Source organism: Rhizobium sp. AG207R, assembly GCF_027109195.1.
Lineage (GTDB): Bacteria > Pseudomonadota > Alphaproteobacteria > Rhizobiales > Rhizobiaceae > Rhizobium > Rhizobium dioscoreae.
This window is the reverse complement of the sequence record NZ_JAEPVT010000007.1, coordinates 406,054-423,033: the sequence shown is the minus strand read 5'-3', so window position 1 is coordinate 423,033 and position 16,980 is coordinate 406,054. Positions and strand designations below refer to the sequence as shown.

Below are 16,980 nucleotides of genomic sequence, written 5' to 3'. Positions count from 1 at the left end.
AAACAGGACACGACTCTACCCCTTCGCCCTTCAGGCGCGTTGAGTAGGAGTCATCAGCTTCCCTGGGAAAATCAGAGCAGCGGTTCGGCCACGATGGCCCGGCAGAAATCCATTACCGTTGAATTTCCAATACAGAAACAGGCCCGTCGCTGTCAATGCGCTGCAGCAAAAGCGGTCGCGTCCATCATATCGCTCTGGCGATCATCTCGATCGGCGCGAGCAGGCCGCCTTCAACCGACATGTTGACGTTGCCGATTCGCTCCCCTGCCCGCGGTCCCATCAGCGTCCGGACCCCCTGGTCTCGCAGCTCGCCCGCAGCGGCCCTGGCGCGCGCTTCGTGAGCCAGCCGGATCGCGAGAGCGCTGCGATCCTGTTCCAGCTCCACCACGAAGCCGGCTTCGTCGAGCAGATTTCGATAGGTGTCGGGAGAACAGACGAAACTCGTCTCCGGCTCCATCGCCCAGGGCATCGGATAGGGCAGCGCTCCCTCCCGCATCTGCATGATTTCATAGAGACCGAAACTGCCGCCCGGCTTGAGAATGCGCCGAATTTCGGAAAACAGTCTCGCCTTGTCCTCGATGTTCATGCCGACATGAATGAGCGTCGCCCGATCGAAGCCGCCGCTCTCGAGGGGCAACGCCAAAGCGCTCCCCTGCTGAAAGGAGACTTGCTCCGTCAGGCCGCAGCGAGCCGTGAGCGAATTGGCGACTTGAACGAATTCCTCGGTAAGATCGACGCCCGATACGAGGCATCCGTAGGAGTCGGCAAAATGGCGGGCCGGCCCGCCGAGCCCCGATCCGATATCGGCAACCCGTAAGCCGGCGGAAAGATCGAGATCCCGTGCGAAATCCACCGTTGCGGCATGTCGCCCCAAATGGAATTCATCGACACCAGCCAGGTCGCGGATGCGCAGGTTTTCGATATCCGCGCCATCGGCGGCAAGCGTTTGCAGGATCGCCGTTTCCAGCGATCCATGCGTATAGTGGCTGGCAACTTTTTCCTCGGTAGACATGCATGCACTCCCAAGGCTTTGCCTGAAGATGGTCTCAAGGATTAGACCTTCAGTTCGCGCCGTTCGACTTCAGTCACCATGGCAAGATCCAGCACGCGCTGCAAGTTGGCCGCGTGGCGGAAGCTTGGGTCCTGGCTACTGCCGGTCATGACAGCCTCGGCAAAGCGCTGATAGTTGGTCGGCACCGGCGGTACTTCGAGGACACGCCACGTCGCCGTTTCCGTATCATCGCCAAGGCAGCCGCGCAATTCCGAGCCGTTCGGGCTGTGGGATACTTCGAGGCCGCCGCGCTCGCCATAGATGCGCAGCTTCAGCTCGTTCAGATGGCCCGTTGCCCAGCGGCTCGCGTGCACGACGCCGAGAGCACCGTTGGCGAAATCGACCGACATCGAGAAACTGTCGTTCGCGTCGAGCGTATATTCGCCGATACGTTCGCCAGGTGCCTTGGCAAAGGTCTTCAGGCGCGCGAAGACGTGATCGATATCGGTCGCGGCGCCATAGGCGGCGAAGTCGAGGATATGGATGCCGATATCGCCGAGAACGCCGTTCGAACCATGCCCGGTCGACAGACGCCATAGCCACTTGGACTCGCTGCGCCAGTCGCCCCAGGCCTTGGAGACGAGCCAGCTCTGCAGGTAGGACGCCTCCACATGCTTGACCGTGCCGATCTCGCCCGAGATCACCATCTCGCGCGCCTTCTGCAGCTGCGCGACATTGCGATAGGTCAGGTTGACCATGTTGACGACCCCAGCCCTTTCGGCGGCTTCCGTCATCTCGAGCGCTTTTTCATAATTCTCCGCGAGCGGCTTCTCGCAGAGAACGTGCTTGCCCGCGGCAAGCAGCGGAAGCGTCGTCGGATTATGAGCCTTGTCCGGCGTGACGTTGGTCACCGAATCAAACTCACCCCAGGCCAGCGCCTCGTCCAAAGACAAAAAGCGCTTCTTGATATCGAACGTATCGCAGAAGGCGGTGAGCCTCGTCGCATCCGTATCGACGGCGCCGACGATTTCGACGCCAGGAATGCGGGCGAAATGCTCCACATGGTTCTTCGCCATGCCGCCCGTGCCAACTACTATGAGACGCATCTGATACCTCAGCGATAACCGGCTTCGCCGGCCTGGTGCAGTTTCGGGCCGCGTTCGACGATCGGCTCCAGTGCCTTTTCGACCGGCACATTTGGCGCATCATGGATGCTGGCCTGGGTGCCGAGCGGGTTATAGGCCCATTTCACGGAATTGATCAGAACCTTCTGAACCGTACCGTTATGATAGGTCGGATAGGTCTCGTGACCGGGACGGAAATAGAAGATGTTGCCGGCGCCGCGGCGCCAGGTCATGCCCGAGCGGAAGACTTCGCCGCCCTGGAACCAGGAGATGAACACAGTTTCCAGGGGCTCCGGAACGGAGAACTGCTCGCCGTACATTTCCTCATTCTCCAGCTCGAAATGCTCACCGAGGCCAGCTGCGATCGGGTGGCGGGGATTGATGACCCAGAGGCGCTCACGCTCACCGGCTTCGCGCCACTTCAGCGCGCAGGGCGTACCCATCAGGCGCTTGAAGACCTTGGAGAAATGGCCCGAATGCAGCACGATGAGGCCCATGCCTTCCCACACACGCTTTGCCACGCGCTCGACGATTTCGTCCTTGACGGCGCCGTGGTCCTTGTGCCCCCACCACAGAAGGACGTCGGTGTCTTTCAGGCGGGCTTCGCTGAGACCATGCTCCGGCTCCTGCAACGTTGCAGTGGTAGCCTCGATGCCTGCATCGGCATTCAGCGCCTTGGCGATGGTGTTATGCATGCCTTCCGGATAGATCTCGGCGACGACCTTGCTTGTTTGCTCATGAATGTTCTCGCCCCAAACGACGGCACGAATAGTCATTACGGTACTCCTCTAATACCATTAGGATTGAATAGGTTATGCGATCCAAAGCGCTTTGGAAAAGCGCCGTATTTCAAGCCTCCATCAGCCTATCCAGCGCAAGACATAATGCGTTCAAAGCGATTTGACAAAGCCAAAAACAACCATGAACAACACCTCTGTTTTCAGTGCGACACGGATTTTGAAAAGAGGTTCACGACGAGCACGCCGACGATGATCAATGCGAGACCGATGATCGCGGCGAGATCGAGTTTCTGCCGGAAAAGCACCACGCCCACCATCGAAATCAGCACGATGCCAAGCGCGCTCCAGATGGCGTAGGCGATGCCCACCGGGATGACCCGCAACGTTACCGAAAGGCAATAGAACGCTGCCGCGTAGCAGACCACGAGAACGACCGTCGGGCCGAGGCGCGTAAACTGCTGCGACATCTGCAATGCCGTCGTGCCGATCACTTCAAGCACGATCGCGACCAGCAGCATTGCATAGACCGATGCGTTCGCCATTCCATTATCTCCGATAGGGCTAGAGCTGAGTGAGCTCGATCAGCCGGTCGATTAGCCTTTGACGGGCACTCTCGTCCATGTCGTGGCTGCCGAGCAGGTCGGCAAGCCAGATCCCGTCGGCCGCCAATCTGACGATTGCCGCGTCCACCGAGGAGTCCGTGCCGACATATTCCTCGCTGCGCTCGCGCACCCACTGATGCCACCGCTGCCGCAATTGCGGCTCGGTGAGCAGCACCATCGTCACCTGTGCCCAATCCTTGGTGCCCTGCGGCTGATCGCGCAGCGCCAGACAGGCATGCAGGTAACCGCGGGTAAAGCGGCCGTGCGGCAGCGGATCGGCGCGCATCGCCTCCTCAATCGCAGCGTCCAGCCGTTCCAGCAGGCTGTCGAACAGTGCTTCCAGAAGCATGTTCTTGCTGGGGAAGTGATGCAGCAAGCCGCCCTTGCTGACACCGGAAGCGCCGGAAACGGCATCCAGCGTCACCGCCGTCATCCCCTTTTCGGAAGCAAGCCGCGCCGCCACCTCCAGCAACTGCTGGCGGACGAACAAGGGCTGCTTCTTTCTATGGTGGGCGGTGGACATGGCGACATAACATACCAGTTGGACGGTTTCGTCAACGCTCTAATCGGCAGTGTCTAGGCCTAATTGCTTGTGGATGATCTCGTGTTGTTTCCTCCTCAGTTTACGGAATGATGTGCCGCATCCTTCTCGTCGAAGATGCTGACCTTGGTTGCCTCCACAGCGAAGGCGATCGGCGAGCCGGTCGTAATCGTCGTCATGCCGGGATCCGTGCCGATGATCTTCGATCCATCCTTGAGCCGGACATGAACGAGCGAACGGTCGCCCAGGCGCTCCACAGTCTCGACCTGGCCGCCGATATCACCCTTCTCTGCCGTCGTCACGACCAGATGCTCCGGGCGGATTCCGAGCGTCAGCCCGGAATTCGCAAGGCCGTTAAGCGCGATAGCGGTTTTGATGACCGAGCCATCCGGCAAGGTCGCCGTTGCCAGCCCGCCCGCTTCATCCAGGCCGGCTATGTTGATAAAGTTCATGCCGGGCGAGCCGACGAACTGGGCGACATAGCGCGTCGCCGGGCGCGTGTAGATCTCGACGGGGGTTGCCACCTGCTCGATCTTCTTGTTGTTGAGCAACACGATGCGGTCGGCGAGGGTCATCGCTTCCACCTGGTCGTGCGTCACAAACACCATCGTCGCGCCCAACCGCTCATGCAGCTGCGCCAGTTCCACGCGCGTACGTGTGCGTAGGCCGGCATCGAGGTTGGAAAGCGGCTCGTCGAAAAGGAAGACGTCAGGCTCGCGCACGATGGCGCGGCCGATCGCGACGCGCTGGCGCTGACCGCCGGAGAGTGCCGAGGGTTTGCGATCCAATAGATGCGGCATTTCCAGGATCTTCGCAGCCTCTTCAATGCGCCTTGCAATCTCGTGCTTGGGCGTTTTGATATTTTTTAAGCCGAAGGACATGTTCTCGCGAACCGTCATGTGCGGATAGAGCGCGTAGGACTGAAAGACCATCGATACGCCGCGCTCGCCGGGCGGCAGTTGGTCGACCCGCTTTCCGCCGATCCAGATTTCGCCGCTGGTGATCGTCTCCAGACCAGCGATCATGCGCAGCAAGGTCGACTTGCCGCAGCCCGAACCGCCGAGGAAGACGACGAACTCGCCGCGCTCGATCGTCAGATCGATGTCGTTCAGAACCTGCACGGCACCGAAATGCTTGGTGAGGGATTTGATATTGATACCTGCCACTTTACGCCTCCTGCGGAAAAATCGAATTCATCGAGCTTGCCATTCATCGCGCCCGCCCGGCGGCTGTCGCCGAACGGGGCTTCCGCATTGGTTATTTGACGGCACCTACCGCGACACCGCGCGTCAGGGTCCGCTGGAAAATCAGGAAGAAGATGATCGTAGGAGTTATGCCGAGCAGTGAAGCCGCGGCAATTGCCGTCGGGTCCTGCGTATTGGCGCCCGACAGCACGCCCATGGCGACGGAGACCGTCTGGTTGTTATTGGAAACGAGGAATACCAGCGGGATCAGAAACTCGTTCCAAGTCCAGATGAAGAAGAAGGTCGCAAGCACTGCAAGCGTCGGCCTGAGCACCGGCACGATCACCATCCAGAGGATCTGCCAGCGGCTGGCATTGTCGATCTGCGCCGCCTCGATGATCTCCCGCGGGAAGGTCGCCAGCACCGAAGACAGAAGATAGGTCCCGAATGCGGTGTGCAGCACACCGATGATCAGGATAACCGAGAGCATCGAGTCGAACAGTCCGACCTGCTTTGACATATAGTAGAGCGGATAGACCAATGCCTCCTGCGGCGCCATGATTGAAATCAGCAGCAGGACGAGAACCCCTTGCCCGCCTCGTACGCGCCCTATGCCGATGGCATAGGCATTCAGCAGACTGAGGACGACGGCCAGAATGGCGGTGCATCCGCTGATGAGAACGCTGTTGAAGAGCTTCCGGGGGAAATCGACGGTCGCCCAGAAGTTCTTGAGCGCCGTCAGATCGAAGCTGTGCGGAAGTGCAAGCGGACCATTGGCGGCATAGTCGGAGGGCGTCTTGATGGCGTTGACTGCCGCAAGAAAGAACGGAAAGAGGGTGCCCGCCAGGAAAACCAGCAGGATACCCAGAACGACCCACCGGCCGAAGCCCCTTCTTACGCGATGTTCCGCCGAAGCGACATGCGTGGAAATCGAGGATGCCGTTGCCATCTCAATGCCCTCCTTCGGCCTGCTTCGACTGCATACGCAGGAAAACGATGCCGAGTATGATGGTCATGACCGTCTGCAACGTCGCGATGGCTGCCGCGTATCCGACGCGGTTCGTCGTAAAGAAATGGTAATATGACAGATAGGATGGAACCGTCGTCGCATTGTCCGGTCCGCCTGACGTCAGAACATAGATCGGCGCGAAGACCTTGAGGGCTGCAATCAGCGTCGTCAGCGCGACGACGAAAATTTCAGGCATCAGCATCGGAATGGTGATGGCGCGGAAACGCGCGAACCAGCTCGCATTGTCGAGCTCGGCGGCCTCGTAGAGCGAAGGATCGACACGCGCCAATCCGGACATGAACACGACAAGGCAATAGCCCACCTGGACCCAGACGATGACGGCCGAAACCGCCCAGAGCGCATAGCTTGCATCCCCCAGCCAGTTCTTCGCCATGAAATCGAGGCCCATCGCCTTCAGCACGGCATTGATGATGCCGATGGGGTTGAGAATCCAGGCCCACAACACGCCGGCAGCGGTGAGCGGCAGGATCTGCGGCAGGTAGAAGCCTGCCCGAAAGAAGCTCGACCATGTCTCGCCGAATTGCGCGCTGATATAATCGAACAGCACTGCCGCCAGCAGCAGCCCCAAAAGGATGGGCACGATCGTCATCGAGATGATGAACAGAAGCGTATGCTGGATAGAGCCCCAGAAAGCGGTATCCTGAAGCAGCCTGGCATAGTTTTCCAGACCGACATAACGCGGCGGGATGACGCCGCCCTTCCACGTGGTGAAGCTGATCGCGAAATTGGCAATCAGCGGAACAAGCACGATAAGAACAAACCCCAGCACGCCGGGGATCATATAGAGATAGTACCCCGCCCTGCCGGCGCTCTTCGACTTATCCATCGAAATCCTCCAGTCCGATACGGCAAGGCGGCATGAAAGCCGTCTTGCCGTTGTGATTGTCGCCGATGGTGTTACTGTGCTGCCTGCACGTCGTCATAGGCCTTCTTCAGGCGCGCCACGAACTGATCAGGCGTGGTCGAACCGTTGACCAGGCCGGTCGTGGCCTGGATGAGCAGTTCGTAATAGCCGGGCACCGGCCAGTCCGGGTAGAAGCCGAGGCCGCCCTTGCTGGAGATCTGGTTGAAGAGCTCGACGTTGCGCTTGCCGACCTCATCGGTAACCGAGGCCGGATCGGCAGCGATGGCAACGCCACCGAGATTGGCCTGCATGTTCTGGTTTTCCTTGCTCAGGACGAGATCGATGAACTCGTAGGAAAGATCCTTGTTCTTGGCGCTCTTCGGCACCATGAACAGGTTACCAGTCGAACCCACGCTGTACTTCGGAGTCGGGAAGATGAACTGGCTCCACTTGAAGGTCTTGATCGAGCTCGCGAAATTGCCGTTGTTCCAGGTGCCGCTGACAAACATCGGAGCTGTGCCGGACGAGAAGAGATTGTCGGCGCCGCCGGTACCCTTGAGGCCGGTCGAATCCTTCGAAATGTAACCCTTGCTCACCCAGTCGGCGATCTTCTGAGCAGCAAACAGGAAGGGTTTGGTATCGAGCGGTGCCTTGAGCCCCTGATAGTTCTTGACCCAGGTGTCGTCGGCCTGCGTCAGAGCAAGCGTATAGACGAGATGCTGTGCGTTGGAATCCACCGTACCATAGGCAAGCGGCGTAATGCCCTTCTTCTTGAAAGTGTCCAGCGCTGCGTCGAACTCGTCCAGCGTGGTCGGCACTTTCACGCCGTTGGCCTGGAACATGTCGATATTGTAGAAAACCGAAACGAATTCGCCATAGACGGGGATGCCAATAATCGGACCGGAACCGTAGATGCCGTTGCCATCGTATTTGCTGAGCTGGCTATTGGTTTCATTGAGGATCTTGTCCCAGCCGCGCGATTTGAATTGATCGTCGAGCGGCGTCAGCAGCCCCTGCGAGGCAACGAGACCTGCGGTGGCATTACCCTTGTTGTATTCAAGCACATCCGGCGCCTGATCCGAATTGAGGATGAGGCTGCCAGCCTTCTGCAATTGCTCGAATGTCTTCTGTTCGAAATTGATCGTGACGTCGGGATGCTTGGCTTTCAGCTCTTCGAGCGCCTTGGTCCATGCCTTGGCCTGCGAAGTGTCCGGCAGTTCGAACCACCAGACGTTAAATGTCTTGCTCTGGGCTTGCGCTACACCGGCAGCCAACAGAAGCGACATGCCGGCTGTGATCGCCAGCTTCGAAAAAATATTCATATATTCTCCTCCACCATGCGAACCGTGACGGTATCTGTCCGATGACATGGCCCGCGCTGCCATCGGCGTTTTCCTCTTATCTGCACCAAGCGCCCGCCTGTCACATGGGACAAGGAGCGGACGCTCGCAGTTCCTCCGTTTGGGTACCCGTCTTGCCCGAAACATCAGACGCTCCGGGCACTTCATTAACGCACAACTCGCCTCCTAAATCGATGCAGATTCGCAAATGCGCGCTTTACTCGACGAAATCACCACCCCGGCTTCTCTTGAGATAGTTCAGGCCGTGAACCTGGCCAGTCATTTCGAGCGCATCGCGATAAACCGGGTCATGCCAGCCCTCGATATCGATGGAGCCGGACCAGCCGGCCAAGCGAAGCTCGGAAATAATGTCGGTCCAGTTGCTGTCACCAAAGCCCGGCGTGCGCATGAAGACGAACTTCTCCTTGCCGAAGATGCCGTGTTCCTTGATGACATCCCAACGGATCGTCGCGTCCTTGCCATGGACGTGGAAAATCTTTTTCGCCCATTTGCGGATCTGCGGCAGCGGCTCGATCAGATAGACCATCTGATGGCAAGGCTCCCATTCCAGGCCGAGATTGTCGTCCGGAGTCTCGTTGAACATCAGTTCCCAAGCATCCGGATTATGCGCGATGTTCCAATCGCCGGTCGCCCAGTTGCCGTCCATGGCGCAATTCTCGAAAGCGATCTTGATGCCCTTGTCGGCGGCACGCTTGGCAAGCTCGCTCCAGACCTGCTTATAGCGCGGCAGGCTGTCGGTGAGCGGCTGATTGCGGATGCGGCCGGTGAAGCCGGCAACGCAGGTCGCGCCAAAATGATGGGCATTGTCGATGCAATCCTTCCAGCCCTGGAGAGTCTGCAGGTCCATCTCGCGCTCTTCGAGCGGATTGCCGAACATGCCGAGAGTCGAAATCGTGATGTCGCGGTCGCCGATGGCCTCGCGGCAGCGCTTGCCGAGATCAGCAAGGTTCTGGCCGTTGGTCGTCTGCCAGAAGAAGGGCTCGAAGCTCTCGAAGCCGAGATCAGCGATCTTGGCGATGTTCTGGGCGGCATCCTCGTTCGTCGCCCTGATCATCGTGCCGATGCGGATGGCCTTTGCCGGATTTGTCATGATGTCATTGTCCTTGTGCTGAAATGTCGACGCGGCAGCCAGTCTTGGCGCTCTCGATCGCGCCTAAGACCATGGCGAGGCTGCGAATGTTGTCAGAGCTCGCCGTTTCCGGCGGCTTGCCCGTTTTGATCGCTTCGATGAAGGAGGCGATAACGCTGGCATGGCCATGCGTCTCCTCCTCATGCTTCGGTCCGGGAACCTCGACCGGCGTAAAGCCATGCAGCAAACCAGGCTCGTTGCCGGCGACAGCGGCCTCGAAATTCTCTTCGCCGTCCCAGGTCAGCATGCCCTCGCTGCCGGTGAGCCGCCATTGGCTCTCCCAGCTCGTACGCCGGCCCTCGGCGCACCAGGAACCGCGATAGCTGAAGACGACATCATCGGAAAAATCGAAGAGCGCATGCGCCGAGGCGCCATGTTTGTACCAGGAGCCCACCGGATTCTTTTCGATGCAATAGACTGAGAGCGGCACCTTACCTGAGACGAAGCGGGCGGCATCGAAGGTATGGATCGCCATATCGAGCAGCAGTACATTGTCCATTTCCTCGCGGAAACCGCCGAAATGCGGACCCAGGAAGAAATCGCAATGAACGCCAGTCAGCGCGCCGATCGCCCCCTCCTCCACAAAGCGTCGCATGCGACGGATGCCGGAGATGAAGCGGCGGTTCTGGATGATGGCATGGACCTTGCCAGCTTTGGCGGCGAGATCGATCAGCGCTGCACCCTCGGCGAGCGACGTCGCCATCGGCTTTTCGCTCAACACATGGCAGCCGGCCTTCAACGCTGTCGAAACCACGCCGAAACGCGCAGCCGGAATAACGATATCAAAGACCAGATCCGCCTTGGTCGCAGCAATGACCTCGGCGAGATCGGAGCCGATGACGGCACCGTCGAGAGAGAATTCTTTCGCAAGGCTTTCGGCGGTTACCCGATTGAGATCGACCAGACCGACAATCTGAATGGATTCGGCAAGCTCCGGCGTCGAGGTGATAGCCCTGAGCCAGCCCTTGGACATAGCTCCGCACCCGCACAAAATGGCATTAAATTTCACGATGTCCTCCTGCGGGCCGTGCATTACCCCTCATGACACGCGCTCCGTAAACGTTTACGATACTATGCGAAAAGATTTTCCTGTGTCAATAGAGGAGGACTCTGGAAAATGGCGCATGGAGGAAAACTGCGGCCGATGAAGGGAATTCGTCAGCTTGCCGAGCATCTCGATATTTCGATCGGCACAGTATCACGCGCATTGAACGGCAAGCGCGATGTCAACGAGGAAACCCGCAAGCGCGTACTCGCCGCTGCCGAGCAGCTCGGCTATGTCGCCAACCAATCCGGACGCAGCCTGCGGCAGGGCACCACCAACGTCATCGGCCTGATGATCCAGTCTAGCCGGGAAACCGTTGAAAACAGCGACAATTTCTTTCTGACCGTGACGGGCGGGCTGCAGAGCGTCTTCTCGCGGCATAACCTCGATTTGATCATGCTCCCCTGTCCGCATGACGAAGACCCTTATGAATATCTGAAACGTATGGTTGCGCGGCGTATTGCCGATGCGATGATCATCTCGGAGACGCAGCGTGTCGACAAGCGCTTCGATCTGCTCGCCAAGGCAAAGATCCCGTTTGCAGCGCTCGGCCGCAGTCTTTCCGGCGCACAGCATGCTTGGGCCGACCTCGATTTTGCCGGCGTCGCCAATGCCGCCGTCGACCGGCTCGTCGCACACGGACATCGCCGCATCGCCATCAGCGCGCCGGCAAGCGATATCAATCTCGGCTTCGTCTTCGTGGAAGGCTATCGCCGGGCGCTGGAGCGGCACGGCATCGCTTATGACCCTGCACTGGTCCTTCGCGCCAAATCGAGCGAACAGGGCGGTTACCAAGTCGGCGACGAACTGCTGAAGCTGCAAGACAGGCCGACCGCAGTGATCCTGATCTACGAATTGATGGCGATCGGCCTCTATCGTCGCCTCATGGAAGCCGGCATCGTTCCGGGCCGCGACATTGCCGTCGTCAGCTTCCGCGAGGCGCCCCGCGCCAAATTCCTGCAGCCGGCGCTGACCTGCTTTCGCACCTCGGTGCACGATCTTGGCGTCGAGTTGGCGGAAATCCTGCTTTCCAGCATGCCCGCCTATAGTCAGGAATACCCCGGGAAGGCACGCCAGACGGTGTGGCCGCTCGAACTCATTCCCGGCGAAAGCGACGCGTTCCAGCTGACAACAGTAAAATAACCAGCGCCGAAACGCCGCACCGACCGCTTCCACAGTTGCGGCAGCGTCTCTGAGTTGCCATCTAGGACATCGCAAACAGGGGCCTGGGCTTGAGCGAAGAAACCATCACACTTTACGAAGCGATCGGCGGTGACCGCGCGGTGCGGGCGCTGACGTCACGGTTTTACGAACTGATGGATACGCTGCCGGAGGCCGCCAATTGCCGTGCCGTGCATCCGCCGAGCCTCGAAGGCTCGCAAGAGAAATTCTACGAATATCTGACCGGCTATCTCGGCGGGCCGCAGCTCTATATCGAGAAGCGCGGGCATCCTCGCCTGCGCAGTCGCCACTTCGTTGCCGCCATCGGCCCGAAGGAGCGCGATGAATGGCTGCTATGCTTCCGCCGAGCCATGGATGAAACCATCGAGAATGAAAAGCTGCGGGCGATCATCTGGGAGCCGATCGAGCGCTTGGCTTTTCACATGCAGAACAGGCAATGAGGAAACCATGAGCATCGGCGCCATAATCCGTCCGACTACCCTGTTTATCGCCGGCATCCTCGGGGGCGGCGGTGTGGCGCTGGCCGCAGCAGCGACTCATGGCGGCGACACGCATTTCCTCGGCGCGGCCTCCACCATGAGCCTTGCCCACGCCCCTGCCCTCCTGGCGCTTTATGCCGGTTATGACCGTATCCGCACCGCACCGATCGCGGCTGTCCTGCTGGGATTGGGAACACTGATCTTCGCCGGTGATCTCATCAACAGGCATTTCGGCGGCAGCTCGCTGTTTCCGATGGCCGCTCCGACGGGCGGAATGGGCATGATCGCCGGCTGGGCGGCGATAGCGCTTGGCGCTTTCTTCAGAACCGGTGCGACCAAGGCCTGAAAGAAGCTATTTTACCGAGGTAGGTGACGCTGTCTCAAATCCCCGGAACGACAGCGAAGCCTTCGAATTGCGGCGGCCCCCAATAGAGGCGCTTGTTATCGGCCGCATTGCGGTGCGCCATCCGAAAATGCTCGGATTTCGTCCAGTTGATGAAAGCTTCTTCGCTATGCCAGGTCGTGTGCGAGGAAAATAGCGTATAGCCCTCCTCCAAGCTCGATTTCCCGCGCAGGAGACGGAACTCGAGAAAACCAGGCACTTCCGATAGGCGAGAATCGCGGCCTCTCCAGACCTCTTCGAATTCGCCCTCCAAACCGATGACGACCTTGAAGCGGTTCATGGCGATGTACATGGCAACCTCGTTCGACAATCAGACCTTCTTGCGATGGGCAACAGTCTTATCTACGGCAGGCGCAAAGGCAACGACATTTGCGCCATCGCGGCTTGCTTCATGGAGCGGCTGCTCCGGCGCCTCTCCCGGCTGCCGCGTCCTCCAGGCTGGAAATGTCGCGACATTGGCGGCCCGCCGTTGTTCCTCGGCGCGGCGCATCAGCAATTCATAAAGTTCGGGCACCAACCCATCGCCGTTCTGTGCGGCCAGCTTATGGAGGCCGATCAGCATAAACCCGTCAGGGCCGTTATCGATCATCTTGATGCGTCTCGTTCTTTCATGGTCTGCAACGCCCGCTCGAGGCTGGATTTGCTGCCGTTGCGCAAGGGAATGAAGGCCTTGCCAAACTTCTTACAGCCCGTCTTCACCCGCAGGCAGGCATCATGGCTGATGCAATCGATCGGGCAGAACACACAGTCGACCGACGGCAGCACGGTATCGATACGCGAGACCGCCTCGCGCAGGCCGCCATCATGGTGGATCAGTTCGGCACCGAAATTGCTGGCGATCTGGCGAAGATGCGCCACCTGGCAATCACGGCCGCCCACATAGAGGAAGCTGCGGCCATCGAGAGTGGATTTCCCGGAAACCTGCGCCGTTGTCTGCGTCTCACGGCTCTCACGGCCAGAATCCCTCTTCCCCTTACGCGCCATACATCACCCGTTTGCTGGTTGCTCTTCCACGCTCGATTCCACCAAGCGTGAGGCGACCTTAATAAACATGAGTTTTAGAGTAAAGTATAAAGTTGATGATTTTTATCATATTTTAAGGCACTCGGCGGATGTCCGGCATTTGCCCCTTCCAGAACCGGTAAACGGCATCTGGTTACACCTAACGGACGGGCCTCGGACCTATCGTCCCGTCACTTGCACTTCTTGCGTGAAAGACCAACTCGGCTTGCCCCATTCCGAAGGCAACGGCGGGAACGGTGCCGCCCGGCGGATACCGCTGGTAACTGCTTCGTCCAACTCCGGGAAGCCCGAGCTCCGCGCGATTGACAGGGAGGTCAGGTCACCGCTCGAACCAATCGTGAGGCGGACACGCACAGTAATACCGGGCTCGTACTTGGATGAGAGGCGCACAGCTCGCCGGATGCGCGATTGCACCTTACCAGGATAATTGGCGACAGCTGCACTACCCGCACCGGTCCGACGAGCATTTGCCTGTGAATTGTTATCGGATTGCGCTGCCTCGGTGCCATCGGCGGACCCTCGCTTGGAATCCTGCTCGCTCTCACCGCGAGATCCCGACTTCACCTTCGCGACCTTTGCGACAGGCTTCTTCATTTCCTTCGGCCGTTCAACTGGCTTCGGCTTCTCCACCGGCGTTACAATCTCGGGCGGAGGCTCTGTCGGCTGAGCTTTGGCAACCTGGCTATCAACAGGCTGCACCGGTTCGGCGGGCTGGATGACCGTCGTCTCGGCCGGTACCTGCGTCGCCAAAATCTGCGGCTGCTCGGGTGCGACTGCCATAGGCTGGACCTGCTCCACGGGCTCAACGGGCTCGGCTGCTTGCGCCTGTTGCGTTTCCTCTGTCTGCGGCTGGACGACGTCAGGCTGCAGCGGCTGCGTCTGTTCCGGCGCCATTTCAGTCGGCTGCACCATCTGCGGCTGCACGGCCTCGGCGGTCACTTGCTCCGGCTCCGTCTGCGGGTTTTCCTCGCCCGTAGCCATCTTATCGGCATCGGAATTGCCGATCATGATGACGCTGACGGTATCGCCCGCCTCTTCCTGCGCGTCCTCGGGGGTGGCGACGAAGGTAAAAAGCAGCACGACAACGATAACGGCATGAAACAGGCAGGATCCCACGCCGGAGAAGACCAGCGACGTCTTGCGCCCGGCAACTGTTTCTCGCGCCCTCTCAGGCAGCGCGTCCATCGGCAGATGCTCCGCCATCTCAACCGGGGCAGCCTCGCTCGGATGCTCCGGATAGGAACTGATCTGCGTGAAACGGCTGTAATGCGCCACGGCTTCGGCAGCCGGCGGTCGCGGCACGCCCTCGAGGCCCGCCAATTCATGGCCGGGCAGCACGCTCGGATAGTTGTCATTCATGCCGCCATCCGCGCGGCGTGCGATGGAAACTTTCGCCGAGCGCATCGCCATGGCTTCAGCCTTCGAAAGGAACAGATGTCTGCGAGCGCGTGATTAGAGCGGCCTTGCATTCGCCGGCCGCCGGACCATCACAGACCGGCGTGTCATTGATGATGATGCGGGAGACCGTTTCGCACTTGACGCCCGGCATGTCGAATTGCCGCACTCGCTTCTTGCCGAGCGGCAGGTCGCGGAAATCAAGCACGGTAACCCGGTCGACGGCATTTTTGTCGTTGAAGAAAGCCAGTTCGAAGGAGATCTTGTTGATCGGGGTTGCCATGTCGTTTTCGGCAACAAAGGTCATCATGCATCCCTTCTGCGAAGGAGCCAGCGCATTCAACTCGACATTAAGCTTATGGGACGCCGTTGGAGCAGGCGCCGCCGCTGTCGCATCCTGGGCGAAAGCAGGAGCGGAAGATGCCGCGGCGAACACACCCGCAGCAGCGAGCGCCAAGATGGTTTTCGTCAGCATCGACATCTCTCCTGAATATGTTTGACGCGTGTCCGCTCGGCCAACGGCCCTAGCGTGTAGCGTCGAAATTTTTAAACTTGACTTTAGCAGTCTCCTATTGCGTCTTTATGAAACCATGAGTATGAGAGTCAAGATAAATTTGGCCGCACGACGGTTCGGCCCCCGATGAATTTTCAGGCAAAACTAAACAGGATGATTGCTGAGAAGACCCCTACGCCGCCGGTGCAGTGCACGGCCGCACCGCAGGTAAGAATTGTCGAGAGCACGGATATTTTCCGGGGCCAGACCGAAATCATGATCAAGCACGAGGGCGTCATCTACCGCATGAAGATTACGCGCCAAGGCAAGCTGATACTCAACAAATAGGCATGACAGATGAATAAGACGACTCGCCCGACCCCTGCCGAAATTCGCGCTTTTCGCGCCGAGAACCCGAAGATGCGCGAGCGCGACATCGCTGCCCGCCTCGAGATTTCCGAAGCGGCGCTCGTGGCCGCCGAGGTCGGCATTTCGGCCATCCGCATCGATGCCAGCGTCGATCGCTTCCTGGAGCGGATCGCCTCGCTCGGCGAAATCATGGCGCTGTCGCGCAACGAAAGCGCCGTGCATGAGAAAATCGGCGTCTATGAGAACATGAAATTCGGCGCGCAGGCGGCGATCGTGCTTGGCGAGAACATCGACCTGCGCATCTTTCCGAAGCGCTGGGTTCATGGCTTTGCCGTCACCAAGACCGATGGCGATCAGAAGAGGCTCAGCCTGCAGTTCTTCGACAAGGCCGGCGATGCCGTCCACAAGGTGCATCTGCGCCCAGAATCGAATGTGGAGGCCTATCACGCCATGGTCGCCGAGCTGCGCATCGAAGACCAGTCACAGGAATTTATCGAAGACCGTTCCGGCTATGACAATGGCGCAACCGATGGCGACGTCAGCCGCGACGAGCTGCGCGACCATTGGAGCCGCATGACCGATACGCACGAATTCTTCGGCATGCTGAAGAAGCTGAAAATCGGCCGCCAGGATGCGATCCGCACCGTCGGCGACGATTATGCGTGGAAGCTGGATGCGGGTGCCGTCGCGGAAATGATGCATGCCTGCGTGCGCGAGGGCCTCCCGATCATGTGCTTCGTCGCCAATGAAGGAACGGTGCAGATCCACTCCGGCCCGATCTACAACGTGCAGGCCATGGGTCCCTGGATCAATGTCATGGACCCGACCTTCCATCTGCACCTGCGGCTGGATCACATCGCCGAGGCATGGGTCGTGCGCAAGCCGACCAAGGATGGCCATGTCACCTCGCTCGAAGCCTATAACGCCAGGGGCGAGATGATTATCCAGTTCTTCGGCAAGCGGAAAGAAGGCTTCGATGAGCGCCCTGATTGGCGCGCCATCATCGAAAGCCTGACAAGGGCCGGTACCAACGTTGCCGCATGAG

21 protein-coding genes and 1 riboswitch are annotated in these 16,980 nt (G+C 59.3%); of the genes, 5 read left to right on the top strand and 16 right to left on the bottom strand.

All coding sequences use genetic code 11. The features are described from left to right. Positions 1 to 37: 37 nt before the first annotated feature. Positions 38 to 126, bottom strand: a riboswitch (Fluoride riboswitch). Positions 127 to 184: 58 nt separating this feature from the next. The 11 genes from JJQ51_RS19395 to JJQ51_RS19345 all read right to left on the bottom strand — a co-directional run bounded on the left by JJQ51_RS19395 (position 185) and on the right by JJQ51_RS19345 (position 10,555). Further along, complete coding sequence (locus tag JJQ51_RS19395) at positions 185 to 1,012, bottom strand: class I SAM-dependent methyltransferase (protein ID WP_113351729.1); 828 nt, start codon at positions 1,010 to 1,012, stop codon at positions 185 to 187. Between the two features lie 41 nt (positions 1,013 to 1,053). Continuing rightward, positions 1,054 to 2,097 carry a Gfo/Idh/MocA family protein gene (locus JJQ51_RS19390; protein WP_113351728.1) on the bottom strand — a complete coding sequence of 348 codons (1,044 nt, stop codon included), beginning with the start codon at positions 2,095 to 2,097 and terminating at the stop codon, positions 1,054 to 1,056. An 8-nt stretch (positions 2,098 to 2,105) separates the two neighbouring features. Continuing rightward, positions 2,106 to 2,891 carry a ThuA domain-containing protein gene (locus tag JJQ51_RS19385; RefSeq protein WP_113351727.1) on the bottom strand — a complete coding sequence of 262 codons (786 nt, stop codon included), beginning with the start codon at positions 2,889 to 2,891 and terminating at the stop codon, positions 2,106 to 2,108. Between the two features lie 164 nt (positions 2,892 to 3,055). Next, on the bottom strand, positions 3,056 to 3,397 hold the full coding sequence (locus JJQ51_RS19380) for a DMT family transporter (RefSeq protein ID WP_113330205.1): 342 nt from the start codon (positions 3,395 to 3,397) through the stop codon (positions 3,056 to 3,058). 19 nt (positions 3,398 to 3,416) lie between these two features. Next, positions 3,417 to 3,980: a TetR/AcrR family transcriptional regulator gene (locus JJQ51_RS19375; protein ID WP_113351726.1), complete on the bottom strand. Its 564-nt coding sequence runs from the start codon at positions 3,978 to 3,980 to the stop codon at positions 3,417 to 3,419. A gap of 95 nt (positions 3,981 to 4,075) precedes the next feature. Continuing rightward, positions 4,076 to 5,164: an ABC transporter ATP-binding protein gene (locus JJQ51_RS19370; protein ID WP_269245119.1), complete on the bottom strand. Its 1,089-nt coding sequence runs from the start codon at positions 5,162 to 5,164 to the stop codon at positions 4,076 to 4,078. A gap of 91 nt (positions 5,165 to 5,255) precedes the next feature. Next, positions 5,256 to 6,131 carry a carbohydrate ABC transporter permease gene (locus tag JJQ51_RS19365; protein ID WP_113330208.1) on the bottom strand — a complete coding sequence of 292 codons (876 nt, stop codon included), beginning with the start codon at positions 6,129 to 6,131 and terminating at the stop codon, positions 5,256 to 5,258. A 1-nt stretch (position 6,132) separates the two neighbouring features. Further along, positions 6,133 to 7,038: a carbohydrate ABC transporter permease gene (locus tag JJQ51_RS19360; protein ID WP_113330209.1), complete on the bottom strand. Its 906-nt coding sequence runs from the start codon at positions 7,036 to 7,038 to the stop codon at positions 6,133 to 6,135. A 71-nt stretch (positions 7,039 to 7,109) separates the two neighbouring features. Then, a complete protein-coding gene (locus JJQ51_RS19355) occupies positions 7,110 to 8,378 on the bottom strand; it encodes an ABC transporter substrate-binding protein (RefSeq protein ID WP_269245118.1) in 1,269 nt (422 codons plus the stop codon). A gap of 235 nt (positions 8,379 to 8,613) precedes the next feature. Continuing rightward, positions 8,614 to 9,507: a sugar phosphate isomerase/epimerase family protein gene (locus JJQ51_RS19350; RefSeq protein ID WP_113351723.1), complete on the bottom strand. Its 894-nt coding sequence runs from the start codon at positions 9,505 to 9,507 to the stop codon at positions 8,614 to 8,616. 4 nt (positions 9,508 to 9,511) lie between these two features. After that, positions 9,512 to 10,555, bottom strand: coding sequence for a Gfo/Idh/MocA family protein (locus JJQ51_RS19345; RefSeq protein WP_269245117.1), 1,044 nt, complete (start codon positions 10,553 to 10,555; stop codon positions 9,512 to 9,514). Positions 10,556 to 10,690: 135 nt separating this feature from the next. Between JJQ51_RS19345 and JJQ51_RS19340 the strand changes: the two genes are divergently transcribed. From JJQ51_RS19340 to JJQ51_RS19330, 3 genes are all read left to right on the top strand, one after another. Then, positions 10,691 to 11,734, top strand: coding sequence for a substrate-binding domain-containing protein (locus tag JJQ51_RS19340; RefSeq protein ID WP_269245116.1), 1,044 nt, complete (start codon positions 10,691 to 10,693; stop codon positions 11,732 to 11,734). An 89-nt stretch (positions 11,735 to 11,823) separates the two neighbouring features. Next, positions 11,824 to 12,213 (top strand): group II truncated hemoglobin, encoded by a 390-nt coding sequence (locus tag JJQ51_RS19335; protein ID WP_113330213.1) that lies wholly within the window; start codon positions 11,824 to 11,826, stop codon positions 12,211 to 12,213. Between the two features lie 7 nt (positions 12,214 to 12,220). Then, positions 12,221 to 12,598: a DUF423 domain-containing protein gene (locus JJQ51_RS19330; RefSeq protein WP_269245115.1), complete on the top strand. Its 378-nt coding sequence runs from the start codon at positions 12,221 to 12,223 to the stop codon at positions 12,596 to 12,598. Positions 12,599 to 12,632: 34 nt separating this feature from the next. Here JJQ51_RS19330 and JJQ51_RS19325 read toward each other — a convergent pair whose 3' ends face one another. From JJQ51_RS19325 to JJQ51_RS19305, 5 genes are all read right to left on the bottom strand, one after another. Beyond that, positions 12,633 to 12,947 (bottom strand): antibiotic biosynthesis monooxygenase family protein, encoded by a 315-nt coding sequence (locus tag JJQ51_RS19325; protein ID WP_113395443.1) that lies wholly within the window; start codon positions 12,945 to 12,947, stop codon positions 12,633 to 12,635. An 18-nt stretch (positions 12,948 to 12,965) separates the two neighbouring features. After that, entirely contained in the window at positions 12,966 to 13,244 is a 279-nt protein-coding gene (locus tag JJQ51_RS19320) for a hypothetical protein (RefSeq protein WP_113330216.1), read from the bottom strand. Continuing rightward, positions 13,241 to 13,639 (bottom strand): DUF2325 domain-containing protein, encoded by a 399-nt coding sequence (locus tag JJQ51_RS19315; RefSeq protein ID WP_113330217.1) that lies wholly within the window; start codon positions 13,637 to 13,639, stop codon positions 13,241 to 13,243. The genes JJQ51_RS19320 and JJQ51_RS19315 overlap by 4 nt, the downstream gene beginning before the upstream one ends. Before the next feature lie 198 nt (positions 13,640 to 13,837). Continuing rightward, entirely contained in the window at positions 13,838 to 15,088 is a 1,251-nt protein-coding gene (locus JJQ51_RS19310) for a cell envelope integrity protein TolA (RefSeq protein ID WP_113395445.1), read from the bottom strand. Positions 15,089 to 15,092: 4 nt separating this feature from the next. Then, a complete protein-coding gene (locus JJQ51_RS19305) occupies positions 15,093 to 15,548 on the bottom strand; it encodes a hypothetical protein (protein ID WP_113352021.1) in 456 nt (151 codons plus the stop codon). A 192-nt stretch (positions 15,549 to 15,740) separates the two neighbouring features. Between JJQ51_RS19305 and hemP the strand changes: the two genes are divergently transcribed. After that, positions 15,741 to 15,914, top strand: coding sequence for a hemin uptake protein HemP (hemP, locus tag JJQ51_RS19300; protein WP_047629363.1), 174 nt, complete (start codon positions 15,741 to 15,743; stop codon positions 15,912 to 15,914). 9 nt (positions 15,915 to 15,923) lie between these two features. Beyond that, entirely contained in the window at positions 15,924 to 16,979 is a 1,056-nt protein-coding gene (locus tag JJQ51_RS19295) for a hemin-degrading factor (RefSeq protein ID WP_113330220.1), read from the top strand. Position 16,980: the final 1 nt, after the last annotated feature.

What these genes read in the sequence shown, in the direction of transcription:
- JJQ51_RS19340 (WP_269245116.1), top strand. Translation starts at nt 10,691, where the DNA reads ATGAAGGGAATTCGTCAGCTTGCCGAGCATCTCGATATTTCGATCGGC.
- JJQ51_RS19365 (WP_113330208.1), bottom strand. Translation starts at nt 6,131, where the DNA reads ATGGCAACGGCATCCTCGATTTCCACGCATGTCGCTTCGGCGGAACAT.
- JJQ51_RS19375 (WP_113351726.1), bottom strand. Translation starts at nt 3,980, where the DNA reads ATGTCCACCGCCCACCATAGAAAGAAGCAGCCCTTGTTCGTCCGCCAG.
- hemP (WP_047629363.1), top strand. Translation starts at nt 15,741, where the DNA reads ATGATTGCTGAGAAGACCCCTACGCCGCCGGTGCAGTGCACGGCCGCA.
- JJQ51_RS19355 (WP_269245118.1), bottom strand. Translation starts at nt 8,378, where the DNA reads ATGAATATTTTTTCGAAGCTGGCGATCACAGCCGGCATGTCGCTTCTG.
- JJQ51_RS19390 (WP_113351728.1), bottom strand. Translation starts at nt 2,097, where the DNA reads ATGCGTCTCATAGTAGTTGGCACGGGCGGCATGGCGAAGAACCATGTG.
- JJQ51_RS19330 (WP_269245115.1), top strand. Translation starts at nt 12,221, where the DNA reads ATGAGCATCGGCGCCATAATCCGTCCGACTACCCTGTTTATCGCCGGC.
- JJQ51_RS19350 (WP_113351723.1), bottom strand. Translation starts at nt 9,507, where the DNA reads ATGACAAATCCGGCAAAGGCCATCCGCATCGGCACGATGATCAGGGCG.
- JJQ51_RS19325 (WP_113395443.1), bottom strand. Translation starts at nt 12,947, where the DNA reads ATGTACATCGCCATGAACCGCTTCAAGGTCGTCATCGGTTTGGAGGGC.
- JJQ51_RS19395 (WP_113351729.1), bottom strand. Translation starts at nt 1,012, where the DNA reads ATGTCTACCGAGGAAAAAGTTGCCAGCCACTATACGCATGGATCGCTG.
- JJQ51_RS19385 (WP_113351727.1), bottom strand. Translation starts at nt 2,891, where the DNA reads ATGACTATTCGTGCCGTCGTTTGGGGCGAGAACATTCATGAGCAAACA.
- JJQ51_RS19295 (WP_113330220.1), top strand. Translation starts at nt 15,924, where the DNA reads ATGAATAAGACGACTCGCCCGACCCCTGCCGAAATTCGCGCTTTTCGC.
- JJQ51_RS19360 (WP_113330209.1), bottom strand. Translation starts at nt 7,038, where the DNA reads ATGGATAAGTCGAAGAGCGCCGGCAGGGCGGGGTACTATCTCTATATG.
- JJQ51_RS19305 (WP_113352021.1), bottom strand. Translation starts at nt 15,548, where the DNA reads ATGCTGACGAAAACCATCTTGGCGCTCGCTGCTGCGGGTGTGTTCGCC.
- JJQ51_RS19310 (WP_113395445.1), bottom strand. Translation starts at nt 15,088, where the DNA reads ATGGCGATGCGCTCGGCGAAAGTTTCCATCGCACGCCGCGCGGATGGC.
- JJQ51_RS19315 (WP_113330217.1), bottom strand. Translation starts at nt 13,639, where the DNA reads ATGGCGCGTAAGGGGAAGAGGGATTCTGGCCGTGAGAGCCGTGAGACG.
- JJQ51_RS19320 (WP_113330216.1), bottom strand. Translation starts at nt 13,244, where the DNA reads ATGATCGATAACGGCCCTGACGGGTTTATGCTGATCGGCCTCCATAAG.
- JJQ51_RS19380 (WP_113330205.1), bottom strand. Translation starts at nt 3,397, where the DNA reads ATGGCGAACGCATCGGTCTATGCAATGCTGCTGGTCGCGATCGTGCTT.